The sequence below is a fragment of the Parvibaculum sp. genome (genome assembly GCF_035325945.1).
Classification (GTDB): domain Bacteria; phylum Pseudomonadota; class Alphaproteobacteria; order Parvibaculales; family Parvibaculaceae; genus Parvibaculum.
In genome coordinates this window covers 116,703-133,259 of the sequence record NZ_DAOKYX010000002.1, presented here as the reverse complement: position 1 = coordinate 133,259, position 16,557 = coordinate 116,703, and the positions used below count along the sequence as shown (strand labels likewise).

General features: G+C 64.0%; 20 protein-coding genes and 2 tRNA genes. 12 read left to right on the top strand and 10 right to left on the bottom strand.

What is annotated here, in order from left to right; all coding sequences use genetic code 11:
* Both PKA57_RS02760 and PKA57_RS02755 read right to left on the bottom strand, forming a co-directional pair.
* Positions 1-1,149: an amino acid ABC transporter permease gene (locus PKA57_RS02760; RefSeq protein WP_324297395.1), complete on the bottom strand. Its 1,149-nt coding sequence runs from the start codon at positions 1,147-1,149 to the stop codon at positions 1-3.
* Positions 1,150-1,201: 52 nt separating this feature from the next.
* Positions 1,202-2,317, bottom strand: coding sequence for an amino acid ABC transporter substrate-binding protein (locus tag PKA57_RS02755; protein WP_324297394.1), 1,116 nt, complete (start codon positions 2,315-2,317; stop codon positions 1,202-1,204).
* A gap of 292 nt (positions 2,318-2,609) precedes the next feature.
* Here PKA57_RS02755 and metC point away from each other — a divergent pair, with 292 nt between their 5' ends.
* The 3 genes from metC to modC are packed head-to-tail and all read left to right on the top strand — an operon-like array spanning position 2,610 to position 5,615.
* Entirely contained in the window at positions 2,610-3,773 is a 1,164-nt protein-coding gene (gene metC / locus PKA57_RS02750) for a cystathionine beta-lyase (protein ID WP_324297393.1), read from the top strand.
* A gap of 4 nt (positions 3,774-3,777) precedes the next feature.
* Complete coding sequence (modB, locus tag PKA57_RS02745) at positions 3,778-4,488, top strand: molybdate ABC transporter permease subunit (RefSeq protein ID WP_324297392.1); 711 nt, start codon at positions 3,778-3,780, stop codon at positions 4,486-4,488.
* Positions 4,488-5,615 (top strand): molybdenum ABC transporter ATP-binding protein, encoded by a 1,128-nt coding sequence (gene modC / locus PKA57_RS02740; protein ID WP_324297391.1) that lies wholly within the window; start codon positions 4,488-4,490, stop codon positions 5,613-5,615. Before modB ends, modC begins: the two co-directional genes overlap by 1 nt.
* A 1-nt stretch (position 5,616) precedes the next feature.
* Here modC and PKA57_RS02735 read toward each other — a convergent pair whose 3' ends face one another.
* The gene (locus tag PKA57_RS02735) at positions 5,617-6,927 is read right to left on the bottom strand and encodes a D-arabinono-1,4-lactone oxidase (RefSeq protein WP_324297390.1); all 1,311 of its coding nucleotides are present in this window, start codon (positions 6,925-6,927) and stop codon (positions 5,617-5,619) included.
* Between the two features lie 124 nt (positions 6,928-7,051).
* Positions 7,052-7,687, bottom strand: coding sequence for a tetratricopeptide repeat protein (locus PKA57_RS02730; RefSeq protein WP_324297389.1), 636 nt, complete (start codon positions 7,685-7,687; stop codon positions 7,052-7,054).
* 138 nt (positions 7,688-7,825) lie between these two features.
* On the opposite strand from PKA57_RS02730, the gene PKA57_RS02725 reads away from it, so the two are divergent.
* Both PKA57_RS02725 and PKA57_RS02720 read left to right on the top strand, forming a co-directional pair.
* Positions 7,826-8,095, top strand: a complete 270-nt coding sequence (locus tag PKA57_RS02725; RefSeq protein ID WP_324297388.1) for a hypothetical protein — start codon at positions 7,826-7,828, stop codon at positions 8,093-8,095.
* A gap of 136 nt (positions 8,096-8,231) precedes the next feature.
* Positions 8,232-8,411, top strand: coding sequence for a Flp family type IVb pilin (locus tag PKA57_RS02720; RefSeq protein WP_324297387.1), 180 nt, complete (start codon positions 8,232-8,234; stop codon positions 8,409-8,411).
* A gap of 126 nt (positions 8,412-8,537) precedes the next feature.
* Here the strand turns inward: PKA57_RS02720 and PKA57_RS02715 are convergent.
* Positions 8,538-8,614, bottom strand: a tRNA-Arg gene (locus PKA57_RS02715).
* A 53-nt stretch (positions 8,615-8,667) separates the two neighbouring features.
* Positions 8,668-8,976 (bottom strand): ETC complex I subunit, encoded by a 309-nt coding sequence (locus PKA57_RS02710; protein ID WP_324297386.1) that lies wholly within the window; start codon positions 8,974-8,976, stop codon positions 8,668-8,670.
* A 232-nt stretch (positions 8,977-9,208) separates the two neighbouring features.
* On the opposite strand from PKA57_RS02710, the gene PKA57_RS02705 reads away from it, so the two are divergent.
* Entirely contained in the window at positions 9,209-9,421 is a 213-nt protein-coding gene (locus tag PKA57_RS02705) for a hypothetical protein (RefSeq protein WP_324297385.1), read from the top strand.
* Between the two features lie 71 nt (positions 9,422-9,492).
* On the opposite strand, the gene PKA57_RS02700 is transcribed toward PKA57_RS02705, so the two are convergent.
* The gene (locus PKA57_RS02700; protein ID WP_324297444.1) at positions 9,493-10,800 is read right to left on the bottom strand and encodes a nitrate/sulfonate/bicarbonate ABC transporter ATP-binding protein; all 1,308 of its coding nucleotides are present in this window, start codon (positions 10,798-10,800) and stop codon (positions 9,493-9,495) included.
* A gap of 26 nt (positions 10,801-10,826) precedes the next feature.
* Positions 10,827-12,521, bottom strand: coding sequence for an ABC transporter permease subunit (locus PKA57_RS02695; RefSeq protein WP_324297443.1), 1,695 nt, complete (start codon positions 12,519-12,521; stop codon positions 10,827-10,829).
* Positions 12,522-12,949: 428 nt separating this feature from the next.
* On the opposite strand from PKA57_RS02695, the gene PKA57_RS02690 reads away from it, so the two are divergent.
* A tRNA-Pro gene (locus PKA57_RS02690) sits at positions 12,950-13,026 on the top strand.
* A gap of 14 nt (positions 13,027-13,040) precedes the next feature.
* Here the strand turns inward: PKA57_RS02690 and PKA57_RS02685 are convergent.
* Together PKA57_RS02685 and PKA57_RS02680 are read right to left on the bottom strand one after the other, a co-directional pair.
* Positions 13,041-13,508 carry a PaaI family thioesterase gene (locus PKA57_RS02685; protein ID WP_324297384.1) on the bottom strand — a complete coding sequence of 156 codons (468 nt, stop codon included), beginning with the start codon at positions 13,506-13,508 and terminating at the stop codon, positions 13,041-13,043.
* Between the two features lie 87 nt (positions 13,509-13,595).
* Positions 13,596-14,147 carry a cold-shock protein gene (locus PKA57_RS02680; RefSeq protein WP_324297442.1) on the bottom strand — a complete coding sequence of 184 codons (552 nt, stop codon included), beginning with the start codon at positions 14,145-14,147 and terminating at the stop codon, positions 13,596-13,598.
* Positions 14,148-14,431: 284 nt separating this feature from the next.
* Between PKA57_RS02680 and PKA57_RS02675 the strand changes: the two genes are divergently transcribed.
* Genes PKA57_RS02675 through PKA57_RS02655 form a run of 5 tightly spaced genes read left to right on the top strand, consistent with a single transcriptional unit; the run spans position 14,432 to position 16,554 of the window.
* On the top strand, positions 14,432-14,911 hold the full coding sequence (locus PKA57_RS02675; RefSeq protein ID WP_324297383.1) for a Na+/H+ antiporter subunit E: 480 nt from the start codon (positions 14,432-14,434) through the stop codon (positions 14,909-14,911).
* On the top strand, positions 14,908-15,219 hold the full coding sequence (locus tag PKA57_RS02670) for a cation:proton antiporter (protein ID WP_324297382.1): 312 nt from the start codon (positions 14,908-14,910) through the stop codon (positions 15,217-15,219). Before PKA57_RS02675 ends, PKA57_RS02670 begins: the two co-directional genes overlap by 4 nt.
* Positions 15,219-15,578 (top strand): monovalent cation/H(+) antiporter subunit G, encoded by a 360-nt coding sequence (mnhG, locus tag PKA57_RS02665; protein ID WP_324297381.1) that lies wholly within the window; start codon positions 15,219-15,221, stop codon positions 15,576-15,578. The genes PKA57_RS02670 and mnhG overlap by 1 nt, the downstream gene beginning before the upstream one ends.
* Positions 15,575-16,123, top strand: coding sequence for a DUF4040 domain-containing protein (locus PKA57_RS02660; RefSeq protein ID WP_324297380.1), 549 nt, complete (start codon positions 15,575-15,577; stop codon positions 16,121-16,123). Before mnhG ends, PKA57_RS02660 begins: the two co-directional genes overlap by 4 nt.
* Entirely contained in the window at positions 16,120-16,554 is a 435-nt protein-coding gene (locus PKA57_RS02655; protein WP_324297379.1) for a Na(+)/H(+) antiporter subunit B, read from the top strand. The genes PKA57_RS02660 and PKA57_RS02655 overlap by 4 nt, the downstream gene beginning before the upstream one ends.
* The last annotated feature ends 3 nt before the right edge of the window (positions 16,555-16,557 follow it).

Here is a 16,557-nt window from a genome sequence, read left to right as displayed (position 1 = left end):
TCAACGCTCCCTGATCGCGACGCGCGCATTGTAGATGTTCATTGCAAGCGACGTGGCGAGGCTGATCGCCAGATAGACGGCCATGGTGATGGCGATGACCTCGATCGCCTGCCCCGTCTGGTTGAGCACCGTCCCGGCAAAGACCGAAACGAGATCGGGATAGGCGATGGCGACGGCAAGCGAGGAATTCTTCGTCAGGTTGAGGATCTGGCTTGTCAGCGGCGGAACGATGACGCGCAGCGCCTGCGGAATGATGACGAGGCGCAATGTCGTTCCCGGCTTGAGACCGAGCGCGTAGGCGGCTTCCGTCTGCCCCTTGTTGACCGACTGAATGCCCGCCCGGACTATCTCGGCGATGAAAGCGGCCGTATAGAGCGACAGGCCGAGAACGAGCGCCACAAACTCCGGCAGGAGGCGGAAGCCGCCGACGAAATCGAAGCTGCCGAAGACGGCAGGCTCGAGCCGGAGCGGCGTCCCGCCAATGGCCCAGACGAGCGCCGGAAGGCCGAGGATGATCACGGCGTTGACACGGGCGGCCGGAAAAACCCTGCCCGTCCGCAGCCGCCGCGCACGAGCCCATCGGTGAATGAAGAAGGAGAGAATGAGCGCGCTGGCAAGAGCCGCGAGGATGGCGAGCGTCGAATGGGTCGCCTCCATGGCGGGAAGGACGACACCCCGATTGTTGAGATAGACGCCCGGCATCAGCGTCAGGCTTTCGCGCGGCCCGGGCAGCGGCCGCAATATCGCGAAGTACCAGAAGAAGAGCTGCAAGAGCAGCGGCACGTTGCGGAGCATTTCGACATAGGCGCCCGCGAGCCGCGCGACGAGCCAGTTTTGCGAAAGCCTCGCCACGCCGATCGCAAATCCGAGCGCCGTCGCAATAATGGTTCCGATGGCGCCGACGATGAGCGTGTTCAGCAGGCCGACGAGAAACGCCCGGCCATAGCTCGACTCTTCCGAATAGGGAATGAGCGACTGGATGATGCTGAAGCCCGCCGTATGCTCGAGAAAGCCGAAGCCGGAGGCGATGTGCTGCCGCTCGAGATTGGCCCGCGCGGTCGAGGCGAAATACCACAGCGCGAAGCCGACCGCGAGCAGAGCCGCAACCTGATAGATGACGGCGCGCAGGCGCGGATTGCTCCACGACAACGGGCCCGACTTCCTGCCTGCGCCTCGGTTTCCGGTCACTCGTCCCTCGCCATCAGCGAATGGGCGGCGCGTACATGAGCCCGCCATTTTTCCACAGCGCGTTGAGCCCGCGCGGAATGGCGAGCGGCGTCTTCAGGCCGAGGTTCCGCTCGAACATCTCGCCATAATTGCCGACCGCGCGGATCGCGTTCGCTGCCCAGTCGCGGGAAAGCCCGAGCGGCTCGCCATAGGCGCCTTCGGTGCCGAGCAGCCGCTTGATCTCGGGGCTCTGGCTCTTCGCCATTTCACCGACATTGGCCGAGGTGACGCCAAGGTCCTCCGCATTGACGAGGGCAAAGAGCGTCCAGCGCACGATGTCCTCCCATTGCGAGTCGCCCTGCCTCACGGCGGGCCCGAGCGGCTCCTTGGAGATGATCTCGGGAAGCACGGCATGGGCCGAGGGGTCCTTGAGCTGCAGCCGCAGGGCGTGCAGGCCGGACGCATCGGTCGTGTAGGCATCGCAGCGGCCGCCATCATAGGCGCCAAGCGCCTCCTCGTTCTTCTCGAAGGCGAGGATCTTGTAGCTCATCTTCTGGCCGCGGAAATAATCGGCGATGTTGAGTTCGGTCGTCGTGCCCGTCTGTGTGCAGATGGTCGCGCCGTTGAGTTGTGCCGCGCTCGCGATCCCGGACTTCTTCTTCACGATGAAGCCCTGACCGTCATAATAGATGATGCCCGCGAAATTGAAGCCGAGCGAGGTATCGCGCGACATGGTCCATGTCGTGTTTCGCGAGAGAAGGTCGATCTCGCCCGATTGGAGCGCCGTGAAGCGGTCCTTAGCGCTGAGCGGCCGGAATTTCACCTTGGCCGGATCGCCGAAAACCGCCGCCGCCACGGCCCGGCAGAAATCAGCGTCGATCCCGGTCCAGTTGCCCTTGTCGTCGGGATTGGAGAAGCCGGGAAGCCCCTGGCTCACCCCGCATTGCAGATAGCCTCGCGCGCGTACCGTCTCGAGCGTCGCGGCGGCGGGCGCGGCCGACTGGCTGCGGTTCGCCCGCGCGGTCTCCGGTTGCGGCTTTCCGGGCGCGGACCCCGGCCCGGGCAGGAAGAAATAGAGCATCCCCGCGCCGATCAGCAGCCCGAAAAGGAAGGGCACCACGCGGCTTTCAAACGTACTTCTTCTGGCCATCTCCTCCGGCCTCTTCCTTTTCTCTCCCTTTGCCAGCAGGGCCTCGGGGAATGTTATGCTGCGGGATGTTTAAAGCGATCCGCCCGGATTGGCCACCAGACTAACCGCATGGCGCCTCGGCGCAATGCCCCGCCGGCTTTCATCCCGTATGCGCGCTGGAAAGCAGACGCGAACATATGCGAAACCGGAGCATTGTCGCATGGATGGCGCCACGCGGCCACGCCGGGGAGCCGGGGGCGGACGAATCGCAAGGCGCGCGGACGGCATGGCCCGCAAAGTTGGGTGAATTGGAATGAAGCAGAAGCAGGACACGCTGATCGTCACTCTGGGGCGCGACCCGCACGCCAATTTCGGCGTCGTCAATCCGCCCGTCTACCGCGCCTCGACGATCCTCCACCCGACGGTCGAGGCACTGCGGGGCCGGAAGCAGCCCTATACCTACGGCCGTCGCGGCACGCCGACCACCGTCGCCCTGCAACAGACGATCGCTGGCCTCGAGGGCGGCCACAACACCATGCTCACGCCCTCGGGCCTCTCGGCGGTGACGACCGCCCTCCTCTCGCTCCTGCGGACGGGCGATCACCTATTGATGACGGACAGCGTCTATGGTCCCACTCGCCATTTTTGCGACACGATCCTGAAGCGGAACGGCATAGAGACGGAATATTATGATCCGCTGATCGGCGCCGGCATCGAACGGCTGATGAAGACGAACACCGCCGTCGTCTTCACCGAATCGCCGGGCTCCATCACCTTCGAGGTGCAGGACATTCCGGCCATTGCCCGCGTCGCGCATGCGCGTGGCGCGAAGCTCGTCATCGACAATACATGGGCCTCGCCCCTCTACTTCAAGCCCTTCGAGCATGGCGCGGACGTTTCCATACAGGCCATCACCAAATATCTCTGCGGCCATTCCGACGCGATGATGGGCGCCATCACCACGAATGAGGAAACCTGGAAGAGCGCGCTTTCGGGCCATGGGGCGCTCGGACAGATGGCCGCCCCCGACGATGCCTATCTGGTGCTGCGCGGCATCAGAACGCTCTCGGTCCGCCTCGAGCGGCACATGAAGACCGGGCTCACGCTGGCCCGCTGGCTCGCCGCCCGCCCCGAGGTCGCGCGCGTCCTTCATCCGGCGCTCGAAAACGATCCCGGCCATGCGATCTGGAAACGCGATTTCACCGGCGCGAGCGGACTTTTCGGCGTCGTGCTGAAGCCATGCTCCGATGCGGCGCTTGCCGCCATGCTCGATCATCTGGAGCTCTTCGGCATGGGCTGGTCATGGGGCGGCTTTGAAAGCCTCATCGTGCCGCAGGACCTCACAGGCATTCGCACGGTGACGCCGCCGAAGTTCGAAGGGCCCCTCCTTCGCATCCATGCGGGCCTCGAAGATCCGGACGATCTCATCGCCGATCTCGACGCGGGCTTCGCGCGCCTCAACGCGGCAGGAAATTGACACGGTGAGCGATCCGGGCGCATGGCTGACGCCGGGAGAAGCGGAAGCGCTCTGGCTTTCGCTGAAAACGGGCCTCGCCGGAACGGCGCTCTCGCTTCCACCCGGCATCGTCGTCGCATGGGTTCTCGCGCGGAGAAACTTTCCCGGCAAGATCATCCTCGACGGGCTGGTGCATCTACCGCTCGTGTTGCCGCCCGTCGTCACCGGCTATCTGCTTCTCGTCCTTTTCGGTCATGGCGGGGCCATGGGACAATTCCTCGAGCGGACATTCGGCCTCGTCGTCGCCTTCAACTGGAAGGGCGCGGCGCTTGCGAGCGCCGTCATGGGCTTTCCGCTTCTCGTTCGCGCCATCAGGCTCGCCTTCGAAGCCGTCGATCCGAAACTCGAAGCCGCCGCGCGAACGCTCGGCGCGAGCCCGGCGGATGTGTTCATGAGCGTCACCCTTCCGCTCATCACGCCGGGGCTCATCGCCGGGGCGCTGCTCGGCTTTGCCCGCGCGCTTGGGGAGTTCGGTGCCACCATCACCTTCGTCGCCAATATTCCGGGCGAAACGCAGACGCTGCCTCTCGCGCTCTATAGCGCGCTACAGGTGCCGGGCGGCGGGATTGATGCAGCCCGCTTCGTGATCCTGTCGCTCGTCCTCGCCATCGCCGCGCTCGGCGCCTCGGAATATTTCGCGCGGGCCATGCGCCGCCGGATCGGAGTTGCTACGTGATGGTCGCAACGCTCAAGGCCGAAGTCCATCACAGGCTCGATGCGTTCTCGCTTGATGCCGCCTTCGAAGCGGGCGACGGCGTCACCGGCGTCATCGGCCCTTCCGGCGCAGGCAAGACGACGCTGCTCGCAGCCATAGCCGGGCTCAGCCGTCCCCGGCGCGGACGCATCACGCTCGGCGACGAAACGTTTCTCGATACGGAGCGCGGCGTGTTCCTGCCGCCGGAGCGCCGCCGCATCGGCTACGTCTTTCAGGAGGCGCGCCTCTTTCCTCATTTGAGTGTCGAACAGAATCTCGACTATGGCGCAAGGCGGCGCGGCGCGGCGGAGGCAATCCCGCGCGACGAGATCATCGCGCTTCTCGGCCTCGCGCCGCTTCTCGACCGCATGCCCCACCGCCTTTCCGGCGGCGAGGCGCAGCGCATCGCCATCGGCCGCGCGCTTCTCTCGGCGCCGCGCCTCATCCTCATGGACGAGCCGCTCTCGAACCTCGACATTCGCCGCCGCCGCGAGATCATGCCATACCTCGAAGCTCTCCATCGCCGTCTCGAACTGCCGATCCTCTATGTGAGCCACAATATCGACGAGGTCGTGCGCCTCGCCGATCGCGTGCTCGTCATGCAGCAAGGCGGCATCGTCGCATCGGGCGGCGTCGCGGATGTGCTCAACAGAGCCGGCGTGCAGAGCCTCATTCTCGGCGAGGAGGCGCGCGAGGCCGATCCCGCAACCATCGTCGACGCATGCGTGGCGCGCCACGACGAAGCTCATCACCTGACCGAAGTGGAGTTCGCAGGCGCGACCGTCACTCTTTCGCGCATCGGCCTTCCCGTCGGCGCGCCCGTGCGCCTGCGCCTTCATGCGCGCGACATCGCCATAGCGACCGAGCGCCCCGCCGCGCTTTCCATCCAGAATGTGATCGAAGCGCGCATATCGGAGCTTCATCCGGCAGGCGCGGCGCAAATGGATGTGAGGCTCGCAGTGGGCCGGGAGCCGCATTCCGTGACCCTCATTGCGCGCATCACCGCCCGCGCGGCCGAGCGCCTTGCGCTCACCCCCGGCCGCGACGTCTGGGCGCTCGTGAAGACCGTGGCGCTTGCAAGCGATCTCGGGCGCTTCGATCCCGACTAGCTCATGCCTCGCCGAAAATCTGCCGCAGATAGGGATTGAGAAACTTGCCCGCCGGGTCCAGCCGTTTGCGAACAGCCTGAAAATCGTCCCAGCGCGGATAAAGCCGCGAAAGTTGCGGCGCCGTCAGCGAATGCAGCTTGCCCCAATGCGGCCGCCCCTCATAGCGCGCGAAGATCGCTTCGACGCCGGCGAAGAGCTTGTCATAGGGCTGGCGGTGATACTGGTGCACCGAGATCGTCACGCTGTCGCGCTGATAGAAGGGGCTCAGCCAGATGTCGTCCGCCGCGACATAGCGATATTCCAGCGGGAAAAGGAAGTTGACCCCGCTTTTGCGCATATGCGCGCCGACCTCGCGGATGCAATCCGGCCCCCGCTCGGCGGGAATCGCATATTCCATCTCGTTGAAGCGCACATTGCGATCGCTCGGAAATGCCTCATGCGACCAGCGCACGCGCCCCGGCGCCGACAGCGAGCCGGACGAATAGCGCGTGCTGCTCGAGGTGAGGAACTTCTGCAACGGGCCGCGCAGGAACGGCGCATAGCGCGTCGCCTCGCAGGCAAGCAGAAAAATCTTGTCGTCGCGCGTAAGCTCGCCATCCGGCCTGCGCCGGCGCGGCTTTGCCTGATGTTCCGTCTCGGTAAGAATCTTTATGATGGCGAGATCCGTGAACGGAAACCACCAGAACTCGAAATGCCGATGCGCGTCGCGCAGCTCCTCGGCGCGCCGCAGCGCCTCCTCTATCGGCATGGCGCCGCCCGTTTCCTCCAGCACATAGGCCGGGCGGCACTGCATGGTGATTTCGCTCATGATGCCGAGACTGCCGAAGGAAACGCGGCCCGCATCGAACACGTCCGCGTTTTCGTTCCGGCTCGCCTGGATGACGCCGCCATCGGCGGCGACGAGACGGAAGCCCGCGACGCTTGCCGAGAGCGAGCCGAGATCGCCGCCCGTGCCATGCGTGCCCGTGCCGATCGCGCCCGCGAGCGACTGCCGGTCGATATCGCCCTGATTGATGAGGCAGAGGCCACGGTCGAAAAGCATGGGGCCGAGATCGCGAAGCGTCGTTCCCGCCTTGATGCGCGCTGTCAGCGCGGCCGGGTCGTGATCGACGACGCCCGCCATATGGCGAAGCGTGATGATCGTCCCCTCGCTGCCGACGAGAGGCGTGAAGGAATGCCCGGTACCCGCGACGCGCACGGGGGCCTCGGCATCGCGAACGATCTCCGCAAGCTCCTCCTCGCAGGAAGGCTCGGCGATCAATCTGGGCCAGGACTTTACCCAGCCGGACCAGTTCGACCAGACGTAGTTCATCTCCCTCCTCCGATGCCTGCGGCGCAAACTTTTCGTCCCGCCGCAGACTATGGCACAGCGATGCCCGCGAAACGAGAAGAGCCCCGGCCTTCCGGGGCTCCTCAGTCGGAAGCCCGTGATCGCGTCAGCGCGTCACGGCTTCGGGGTTCGTCGCGCTTGCCGCCTTGAAGTCGCGCGCCATGACGGTGGCCTTGCGAATGTCTTCCGGCGACATGATCCCCGAAAGCTTTTCAAGCTCCTTGCTCGCGAATTGCGAAAAACCGTTCTGCACGGCGAGCAGGAAATACATGTATGCCTTGGTGTTGTCCTTTTCGACGCCCTCGCCCGACTCGTACATGGTGCCGATATTGTACTGCGCGACGGCCATGCCCTGCCTGGCTGCGGCCTCGTACCATTTCGCGGCCTCGTTCGCGTCGCGCGCCACGCCCCAGCCCTTGTCATACATGCTGCCGAGGTCCATCTGCGCTCTTGCGTCGCCGCGCTCGGCGCCAAAGCGATAATAGCGGATGGCCTGCGCGACATCGCGCGGCACGACCTTCGCGTCGAAATATTCCTCACCCAGACGGAAAGCGGCGCCCGCGTCCTTGCCGACCTCGACAGCCTTCTTCCACTCGGCGAGGGCCTCGGGATAGAAGCCGCGCTGATAGAGATCGGCGCCGGTCGCCTCGCTCGGGGCCTTGCCCGCAGCAAAGGCGAACGAGGCACAGAAACAGACGATAGCGACGAGAAGGAAGCCGCCGAAAAGCGCCTGCCTCCTCATGGCCGTTTCATGCCGTTGGATTCCCACTCGAGCCTGCTCAAGCATCTCTTACTCCTCCCCCGGCCCCGGGGTCCTTGAAGACCGGTTTTCCGGTGCACGCAATCATCATGGCGCGGCGAGGAACAAATGTGAACCATCATGGACGCCGCCACGCGCCGCCAATCCCGCCGAATCCGCGCCGACTCGGCCGCGCCCCATGCCGCGATTCTGGAGGATCGCAGCCATGATTGCGCGACGAGGCGTGAATTTTTTGTCACGTCACTTGGCCCGATCGGCCGCGCACGGAACCCGGATGGTGCCGCCGAAGTCGCGAACAAAGACAAAAGGCGCGGAATATTCGCGGCTTTCCGCCATTTCCACCCGCCGATGTTTCAATTCAGGAAATTGCATCGTGTGTATTTGCAATAGGGTTAATTCAAATCCTGATTATGGGTTTAGAAGTTCTTTATATTTTTGCGGCCATTCTTTGCTCGCAGGGACAGCAGAGGTTTCGACTTCCAGCGACCTATGAGGTCCTTCAAACATGCGTCATAGGAGCATCGAAATGCGCGCTTTTCTCACCACCTTTGCCCGTAACGAAAGCGGCGCGACCGCGATCGAATACGGCCTCATCGCTGCTGGTATCGCCGTTGCGATCGCCATGGTCGTCGGCACGGTCGGCACGAAGCTGACGGGCATGTTCCAGGGCGTCAGCGACAAGCTCGGCACCACGCCCGCTACCTAACAGGCAGCACTGAAACCACGAAAGCCGGCCGCACGTTCATCCGCGCGGCCGGCTTTTTATTTTGCGTGTCTGCTTGTTTGCGTGCCTGATTGCGCGAGACGTCGAGGCCGGAACTGCAAGAGGAAATGGCGATCCCGGCAGGATTCGAACCTGCGACCCCCTGCTTAGAAGGCAGGTGCTCTATCCAGCTGAGCTACGGGACCAGACCGTCAAGGCGCCGGAACGCGCGGCGCCACAGAATGCTCAATGCGTCCAATCAATGCGTCCATTGGCCGATGCGGTCGGCCTTGAAATTATCCGCGTAAGCCTTGAGGTGAGAGCGCGCCGTCTGCGCTTCCATCACCTGATAGTCGATGCCCCTGCGCGTCGCATAGGCGATCGCTTCTTCCTTCGTGTCGAAGCGAAGCACGATCTGCGTGTTCGTATCGGGCGAGCTCGTCCAGCCCATCAGCGGTTCCACCTTGCGCGCCGCCGAGGGCTCGAACTCGAGCACCCATTTCTTCGTTTTCGCCTTGCCGGACTGCATGGCTGTCTTCGAAGGTCTGTAGATACGCGCGCGCGCCATTTCCTCGCTCCTGACCGATTGCCCCGACATTAGGGACAATGTCTTGAAATCACATTCTTATCGCCTCAAATCGGCCCGAGTTGCAAGCCACAAGCAACCTCGCGCGGCGTGGCGTTTCCGCACTCCACCCTGTCCTGAGGGGCCAGATGTCTTCATCCGGCCGCCGCAGGTTCACGGCGCTGACACGCCAGGCGCGTATGGTCCTGTCCGTACCAGAGTTAGGGAGGCTTCCATGCCTGAATATCTCGACCTCACCTCTGCGAAGCGACTGCTGAAGGCCCAGGGGTTCAACACCCTTGATATTGAGTGCCTGCTCGATCTGACCGCCCCCCACAGCCGGAACGGGGAAAAGCTCTGGCCTGCCGACCGAATAGAGCGGCTGGCCGCCCGTGCATACTGGCTCGGCCAGCATGAGGTCTCTCTCTCGACCACTGCCGCGGCCTGAACCGATTGGGGGGTGCGGGGCGGATCTGCCCCGCGCCCCATCCCCGGCCTGCCCCGCCTCAACCCACCCCCTCAGCTCGGATTGTCGAGGCTCAGCATCGCCCGGTTTTCGTCATAGGCGAAGATCTCGCCGAACCGGCCCCAGTTTATGACGCTGCGAAGCGTCTGCTCGGCCCACTCCTCCGACATGGCGTCCTCCAGTTCCTCGGCAAAGCGCGAATAGGGCGCGCGATGCTCCGGCCGCTCGTCCAGCACCTCCTTGATATGAGCCGCGAGCGGTACCTGGGCGAGAAGCCGCTCGGCGAACATCTGTTTGCGTTCGTTGGGCCCCTCCTCCGCGAAGCGCCTGCCCGCCTCGGTCAGCCTGATGTCGCCCCCTTCCAGATCGGCGAAGCGCAGAAGCTGGAGCGTCTCCCCGATGCCGAAGAGCGCGTCCATCGTCATGTGCATATGCTCGGCAAGCTGCGGAAGGTCGGCCCGACCGTGATAGGGCGCACCCGCCACCGCCTCGATGAGACCGGCGATCGAATTCGTCGAGACGCGCGGCAGCACCATCTGGATGCCGCCGCCCGAAATCGCCGGACGCAGCCCGCCCACCGGCACCGCCTCCGGCGTCGTCATGCGCTCATAGATCTTGTCGACGAGCCAACGGAATTTCGGATCGACCCGGTTTCGCGGCCGGGGGAGATCGACCGGGATTTCGGCGACCACCCGCCCGGGGTTGGACGAGAAAACGAGGATGCGATCGCACATGAGCACCGCCTCCTCGATATTGTGGGTGACGAGCAGGATCGACTTGATCGGCATACGTCCTTCCGACCAGAGGTCCAGAAGATCGGTACGCAGCGTTTCGGCAGTCAGCACGTCGAGCGCGGAGAAGGGCTCGTCCATGAGCAACAAGGCGGGCTGGACGACGAGCGCGCGCGCAAAGCCGACGCGCTGGCGCATGCCGCCTGAGATCTCCTTCGGATAGGCGCTCTCGAAACCGTCGAGGCCGACGAGATCGATCGCCTCGAGCGCGCGCTTGCGAGCCTCCTCCTCGGTTATCTGCAAGGCGTCGAGACCGAGCCGCACATTCTGCAGAACGGTGAGCCACGGAAAGAGGGCAAAGGTCTGGAAGACCATGGCGACACCTTCCGCCGGCCCCTTGATGGGCTCACCGAGAAATTTTGCCTCTCCCCTTGTGGGCGCCGCGAGCCCGGCAATGATCCGCAGCAGGGTCGACTTGCCGGAGCCCGACCGCCCCAGAAGCCCGACGATCTCGCCCTCCCTGAGCGTCAGGTTCACATTGTCGAGGACAACCAGCTCGCCGCCGGAGGGCCGCGAAAATGCCTGCTTGATCCCCGCGACCTCGAGAACCGTCCTGGCCCGCCGTTCCATCGCCGTAACGCTCATGGTGCCCTCCGTCAGATCAAGCGAAGCCGGCGCTCCGCATAGGCATGCAGCGGGCGCCAGACGAGCCGGTTGAACACGGTCACGAATGCCGACATCACCATAACGCCGAGGATGATGCGCGGATAATCGCCGGCAAGCGTCGCCTTGGCGATGTAGGAGCCGAGGCCGTTGGCTTCGAGCCTTGTGCTGCCCCAGACGACAAGCTCCGCCACGATGCTCGCGTTCCATGAGCCGCCCGAGGCGGTGAGCCCGCCAGTGACGAAATAGGGAAAGACGCCGGGCAGCATGACCCTGTACCACCATTGCCAGCCCCGCACGCGCAGATTGGTGGCCACGTCGCGCAGATCGTTCGGAAAGGCGCTCGCGCCCGCGATGACGTTGAAAAGTATGTACCACTGCGTGCCGAGCACCATCAGCGGACTGAGCCAGATATTCGGATTGAGCTCGAACTGGAGGATGGCGACGACGGCGACAGGAAAGAAGAGATTTGCCGGAAAGGCCGCAAGGATCTGCGCGACGAGTTGCATGCGCATGGCCAGTGCCGGCCTGAGGCCGATCCAGACACCGACCGGCACCCAGACGAGACTGGCGAGTGTGACGAGCACGATCACCCGCGCAAGCGTCATGCCGCCGAACTTGAAGGCAATGAGAACCTCTCTGACATCTATGTGCCCGTGCAGCTCCGTGTAGAGCGCATGCGCACCGAGGAGCGCGACGGCTCCCCAGCCACCCCACCAGACAAAATTCCAGAGTCTGCCGAGCCAGAGCGGGCTCGCGCCGCTTCGCCCCGGCCGCCAGCTCCGCAGCGACATCGGCGCATGAGCTACCTTCCCGATCCCCATTTGCACCGGCGCCAGCGCGAATTGGACGAGGCGCGCCCGGTTGAGCACGCGCAGCAGCCAGACGCCGGGCGCGGCCTGCCCCACCGTCTGCTCGAAGCGGAATTTCTGCGCCCAGGCGACGAGCGGACGGAAGAGAAGCTGGTCATAGGCGATGATGACGATGAGCATCGCCACGATCGCATAGCCGACCGCGCCAAGGTCGCGCTGCTCGATGGCGAGCGCCACATAGGCGCCGATCCCCGGCAGGGTGATCGTGGTATTGCCAACCGAGATCGCCTCGGAGGCGACGATGAAGAACCAGCTTCCCGACATCGACATCATCATGTTCCAGATGAGCGCCGGCATGGCGAAGGGCACTTCGAGCCGCCAGAAGCGCTGCCATGCGGAAAGCCTGAAGGAGCGGGTCGCCTCGTCCAGATCCTCCGGGATCGTCCGCAGGGACTGATAGAAGCTGAAGGCCATGTTCCAGGCCTGGGCCGTGAAAATCGCGAATATGGCCGCGCATTCGGCGCCTGCCACGCTCCCCGGAAAGAGCGCCAGAAAGCCGACGACGGTGAAGGACAGGAAGCCCAGCACCGGCACGGACTGGAGCACGTCCAGAATGGGGATCAGCACCACCTCGGCGCGCCGGCTCTTGGCCGCCGCCGTCGCATAGGTGAAGGTGAAGAGGAGCGACGCGGCGAGCGCGGCAAACATCCGCAATGTCGTCCGCAGCGCATATTCGGGAAGCGCCGCCGGCGAAAGCGATATGCTGGCGGCGGTCACGCTCTCGAGCGGGGCGCTCATCTTTCGCGCGCCGTAGACGACGAGCGCGAGCGTTCCCGCGACGAGGCAGAAGGCCACGCCGTCCCAGGCGGACGGCATCAGCCGCTCGCGCCGCGCAACTGAAATGGTCGAGATCTCGCTCACAGCCCGGCCCCCTCGGAGAGGCGCCGCGCCCTGCCCGGCGCTCCGGCTGCCGCCCGCCCCGGCGGCGAGAATGCGAAGAAGGAGAGTTTCATTGTCACCTCGCGCAGGCCCGAAAGAGCTGCCCTCGCGAAGGAGACCGACCGGCTCCGACGCGTCGGGTTCAGCCCTTGCGGCCCAACCGACTACTGTCGCCGTCCATTTTTTCCTCTTGGAGCTTCGAGGCGGCTGCCCCGACGTCGAACAAGCCTATATTCCCGCGGCCAGGGCCGGTCAATTGCCGCACGCCCAAAATTCGTCCGCCCCGCCCCCGTTCCCCGGTGGGACGGACGGGCCGTCGCCCGCCGGTTGCGGGCGGGGCCATTCCCGGTGTATGGGGAAGCTGTCGGGGCGTAGCGCAGCCTGGTAGCGCATCTGCTTTGGGAGCAGAGGGTCGCCTGTTCGAATCAGGCCGCCCCGACCAGTATCCGGCCCCCGCTACGAGGCCGCGGGCTCGCTGGCGTCCAGGCCCTTGTGACGCGACATCAGCTTGAAGACGCCCGTCGCCTTCATCACCGGCCGCTGGCCGACGAAAAGCTCCGCCTCGCAAAAGACCACCGATCGCGTCGCCTTGGTCACGCGCGCCGTTCCCTCGAGCCAGTCGCCGGGCCGGGCCGAGGACAGGAAGTCGGAATTCATGCGGATGGTGAGCGCCACGGTTTTCGTCTCGCGGAAAACTGCGGTGCCGAGCAGCCCGTCGGCAAATGCCATCAGCATGCCGCCATGGGTGATGCCGCGCGAGTTGCAATGGCGCTGCCGGATACGGACACCATGCCAGAACCCGTCTTCCGTCACCTTGTGGTAGAAGGGTCCGTTATGCGTCGTGTAGGGGCCGCGCGTCGTCGAGGGCACATAGCCCTCCGGCGGATTGTCGGAGACGTTGTCGTCTGTCGCTGAACTGGACATGAGGGACCGGCGAAAGTGAATGAGCGAACGGGACGGCGCGACCTGAAGGCCAAACGCCAGCAAGCCAGATCGTCGTCCCGTTTGATGTCAGCTTTCGCTCTCCGGCGCAATCTCAGCGACCATGAGCCCTTTCGGTCCCTCGCCGAAGCGCACATGCAGCGACTGGCCGGGTATGAGATCGCGGATGCCGTGGCGCCGCAATGTTTCCATATGCACGAAGATGTCGGGCATGCCCTCGCCGCGTGTCACGAAACCGTAACCCCGCGCGCGGTTGAACCACTTGACGATCGCCACTTCAAATTCGCCGATCGGCACCACACCGGCTGTCGGCGAGCGCGACGTCGCGCCGCGGGCCGAGTGAGCGGACGACTTGATCGCCGTCGAGTCGTCAATATCTATGACACGCAGCGCCTGAAACCCCTTTGGCCTGCGAACCACTTCGCACACCACGCCCGCGCCTTCTTCCAGCAAGTCACGGCCAATTTGCTTCAAGCACGACGAATGAATAAGTACGTCATCGCGCCCATCATCCGGTATGATGAAACCATACCCTTTGACTGGATCGAACCATTTGACGATGCCGCTGATCTCAAACGACGTGTCGAAAATCTCCGCCGCCGATTCCAATCGTTCTTCCATCCCCACCACGACTTCGTACCGGGTGCCGCGTCTTTACACTGGCCACAGACGATGAGCGCCCGGAGTTTCCGTCCCGGTTCGTGGTTGCACCCCACGACCCCCCACACATGATTAAAAACTATAACAGCGTCCGAACCAGTTTAAAAGCGCCACCCCTCAATTCTGCAGCAAGATGTGCCGTCCCGTAACTATGAGACCTCAATAAACCGTCCGGACTGATCAGATTTCTGTGACAATCTACACTCGCCGCAAGAGAAACGCCGGAGAATGACAAAGAGAGAGGCATGATTAAAACCGCGACTTTGGGCTGTCTCCTGTTCGTATTTTGGCTCGTCCTGTCCGGCCACTATACGCCCTTCCTGCTTGGCATGGGCATCATCTCCGTTGCCGGAACGGTTTATGTGGCGCGGCGCATGCATCTTATCGACGAGGAGGCTGTCCCGCTTCAATTGCGGCTCTCGCTCCCTGCCTATTGGCTCTGGCTCGTCCGTGAAATCATCAAATCAAGCTGGGCCGTTTCAAAGCTCATTCTGAGCCCGCGCCCGGCGCTCGCCCAGCAGTTCGTCTTTGTACCGACCAGCCAGCGCACCGAAATGGGAAAGGTCATCTTCGCCAATTCCATCACCCTGACCCCCGGCACGGTGACGGCCGTCACCCGCCAGTCGGGCTTCATCGTCCATGCGCTCACCGAAGCCGCCGCCGATACTGACGCTTTGTCAGATATGGACCGGCGCGTCACCGCCGTCGAGGCGGCCGCCCGATGAACATGTTCGTAGCGGCGGCAGGCGCACTCTTCGTCTCCATGCTTCTCGTGATCGTCCGGAGCTTCGCCGGCCCGACGATTTACGACCGCGTGCTGGCAGTCAATTCCTTCGGAACACTGACGGTGCTTCTGATCGGCCTTCTGGGCTTTCTCACCGGCCGCCCGGACTTCATGGACATCGCCCTTCTCTATGCCCTCATCAATTTCGTCGGCACCATCGCCGTGCTGAAGTTCCTGCGCTACCGCTCGCTCGGACGCGCGGCGGCGCCTGAAGCATCCGAGGGGATCGCCGGAAAGGAGCGCGGCTGATGGAATACTGGCTCTCCATTCTGATCGAGGTTCTGAGCTGGGCGTCGTTCATCGCCGGAGGATTCTTCCTCGTCGTCGGTGCCGTAGGACTGATCAGACTGCCTGATTTTTGGGCACGCCTTCACGCCGCCGGAATCATCGATACCGCCGGTGCCGGCCTCGTCATCCTCGGCATGATGCTCCAGGCGGGATTGAGCCTCGTCGCGCTGAAGCTCCTCCTCATCGGCGTCTTCATCTTCATCGCGAGCCCCACGGCAACACATGCGATCGCCCATGCCGCCTTCGCGGCGGGGTTGCGCCCCACGCGGCTCGGAAAGGATGCGAGCGGCCGTTTTCATGGTAATGAGGAGGCGCCATGATCGCGCTTATCATCGACCTCGTCCTGTTCGCATTCCTCATTCTGACCGCGATCGCGGTGGCGCGGCTTCGCAATCTTTTTGCCGTCGCCATGCTCGCCGGCATGTTCAGCCTTCTGGCCGCCGGCCTCTTCATGACGCTCGACGCCGTCGACGTCGCTTTCACCGAGGCAGCTGTCGGCGCGGGCATTTCGACCGTGCTCACGCTTGGCGCACTCGCCCTCACGACCAGCCAAGAGAAGAAGTCCGTTCATTCAACGAGGTTGCCGCTTCTCCTCTGCGCGGTTACGGGCGCGGCGCTTCTCTATGGCACGCTCGACATACCCGCCTTCGGATCGGCGCAGGCACCCGTCCACACGCATGTCGGCGCCGACTATCTCGCCCGGACGGGGACCGATATCGGCGTTCCCAATTTCGTCACGGCCATTCTGGCGAGCTATCGCGGCTATGACACGCTCGGCGAGACGACGGTGATCTTCACCGCCGCCATTGCCGTACTGCTTCTACTTGGCCGTGGCTTGCGCGGCCGCGGGACGGGGGACCAATGAGCCAGTATCTGATCCTCCGCGTCGTTGGAAAATTCCTCCTGCCCTACATTCTCGTCTACGCGCTCTATGTGCAGTGGCACGGCGACTACGGGCCGGGAGGCGGGTTTCAGGCGGGCGTCATCTTCGCTGTCGGCTTCATCCTCTACGCGCTCGTCTTCGGCGTGGAGGCGCTTGAGCGCGTGCTTCCCCCCCGCTTCGTCCTCGTGACCCTGTCCTTCGGCGTGCTCCTCTATGCCGGAACCGGCGTCGCGAGCCTCCTGCTCGGCTCGAACTTCCTCGATTACTACGCGCTCGGCTCCGACCCCGTTCACGCCCAGGAATGGGGCATTCTGATCGTCGAGCTTGGCGTCGGCATTGCCGTCGCCATGGCCATGATCGCGATTTTCGCGGCTTTCGCCGGACGCCCGCCCTCGAACGAAAAGGAGCGGTGAAGA